The organism is Anaplasma marginale str. Florida, assembly GCF_000215485.1.
Classification (GTDB): Bacteria; Pseudomonadota; Alphaproteobacteria; order Rickettsiales; family Anaplasmataceae; genus Anaplasma; species Anaplasma marginale.
On record NZ_AFMS01000074.1, the window covers coordinates 1 to 2,117 of the forward strand.

A 2,117-nucleotide genomic window follows, 5' to 3' on the forward strand; every position below is an offset into this window, starting at 1 on the left:
GCATAAACTTAAAGATACAATCTTCATACACAGGCAGAGCCTGGCACATACGATGCGCCATACCACCGCGGAGCTTAGGGAACTTGAGGAGACAATCACCGCTGCCAAAAGTGAGATTATGGAGCTTGAGGCTCAGATTTTCCGCGGACTTTGTCTACGAATTTCGGAGGAGGCGCAAAGCGTCGAACTTGCGGCCAATGCGGTTGCGGAGCTGGATGTTTTGATTTCACTTGCCAGGTTGGCGGTGGAGAACAAATATGTCAGGCCTATTGTTGATGATAGCAGAGAGTTCGCAGTAAAAAGAGGGCGCCATCCCGTGGTTGAGACGGGTGTGCGGTTCATTGCCAATGATGTCAACCTCTCGGAAGATGGCAGGATGTGGCTCATTACAGGGCCAAACATGGCCGGGAAGAGCACTTTCCTCAGGCAGAATGCACTCATAGCGATTTTGGCGCACATCGGGTCATTCGTGCCGGCGGAGAGTGCGCATATAGGGGTTATAGATAAAATTTTCAGCAGGGTAGGGGCTTCGGACAGCATATCGTTGGGATATTCCACATTTATGGTAGAAATGGCTGAGACCGCGGCTATCCTAAACCAAGCAACCGATAGGTCTTTGGTAATTCTGGACGAAGTTGGTAGAGGCACGGGGATCCACGACGGATTTTCCATAGCTCTGGCGGTTATAGAGCATATTCACGACGTTACGAAGAGCAGAGCTATATGTGCCACGCATTATCACGAACTGCCGAAATTTAGTTCTTATCTGAAGAACGTGCAGTGTTTTTACATGAAAATAGAAGAGTGGCAGGGCCAAGTTGTATTTCTACATGAGCTAGTAGCGGGGATTTCGGGCAAATCTTACGGGATATACGTTGCGGAACTTGCCGGGTTTCCCAAAAATGTTCTGGAGAGAGCCAGATTTTTTATGGGGGAGCTCGGTGAAAGTGGTAGTCTGAGTTCAAATTGTGAGGGTCTAGTTGGGCAGCACAGCACCTGAAGTGGTGCAGGTGGAGGATTGTGCTGAGGTTATACATGCTGCAAAACAAGGTTTCAAGGAGCTCTTGCTGCGATATGCAGAGCAAATGACGTTACCCCGGGAAGACTTTCTACCTTTTCTGCATATGAACTTCTGTCGAGGATACGTGGAGGTGTGCTGTGCCCGGCATCTTGTGCGCTTTAACCACGTGCGGCACGACGCCCTGAAGTGCCGAAATAGCTTCCGCACCGGATCTGTGTCGGAAAGTGGTGATCCGCAGCAGTAGGTTTACTATTAGCGGTAAATGCCGGGGTGTAAGCTGCCTGCTGCAGGATACTGTCATATGCGTGCGGCACTACGCCTGGGGTTGTAGGCGTTACTTTAGGTTATACCCGTATCCGGCTGTAATATCACTTGAGCGCACATATCCCCTGTGCTAAACTGGCCAGGTTGCGGTGTGGTGTGTTGGCTTGTGCGTAAACTCTGGAAAAGAATTACCGGCCTGAACGAAGTTGTATTCGCTGTGCTGCTGTGCATGAGCATAGAAAGCTACGACTTCATCGTCTACGGCATGCTTAGTTCCATTATGGCAAAAGTGTTTTTCCTGCAGAGTGCCTTTCTGTCTGATCAAGGAGATCGCGCCACATACTTGTCCTCGCTCATGGGTTTTTTAGTTTTTGCGTCTGCTTTTGTCGCGCGGCCGCTGGGCGCAACGATGTTTGGTTATTTGGGTGACAGGAAAGGCAGAGGACTGGCGCTCAACATCTCTGCTGGTATGCTGGCAGGTTCAGTTTTCCTCATATCTGTGCTTCCGACTCCTAAAACTTGGAGTCTTGCTCCTATTGCGCTGGTTGTGTTGAGAATCATTCAAGGGTTGGCCTACGGCGCCGAAGTTGGTGGTGTTGTACTAATGGCTGAGAGTGTTGAAAAACACCAGGTGAAGATGACGTGGGTCATCGGAACTGTGTTTGGTAACGTTGGGCTATTTCTTGGTGCGTTTGTGTTGCGATTGTGCGAGACTGCCCTTACGGAGGCCCAGATGCACGAGTGGGGGTGGAGAATTCCATTTTTGGTTGCGGGTGTGATTAGCTGTGCGCTTCCTTACCTGCGATCTAGAATCAAAGAAAGCCCGGATTAT

3 protein-coding genes are annotated in these 2,117 nt (G+C 50.0%); all 3 read left to right on the plus strand.

Annotated features, from left to right (window positions below; genetic code table 11):
* A partial coding sequence (locus GAC_RS02030) for a MutS-related protein (RefSeq protein ID WP_037349243.1) occupies positions 1-1,000 on the plus strand: 1,000 nt, incomplete at its 5' end.
* Positions 1,001-1,010: 10 nt separating this feature from the next.
* Entirely contained in the window at positions 1,011-1,265 is a 255-nt protein-coding gene (locus tag GAC_RS05780; protein ID WP_223822660.1) for a hypothetical protein, read from the plus strand.
* A gap of 186 nt (positions 1,266-1,451) precedes the next feature.
* Positions 1,452-2,117 (plus strand): MFS transporter (locus GAC_RS02040; protein ID WP_241760121.1); only part of this gene is annotated, 666 nt, incomplete at its 3' end.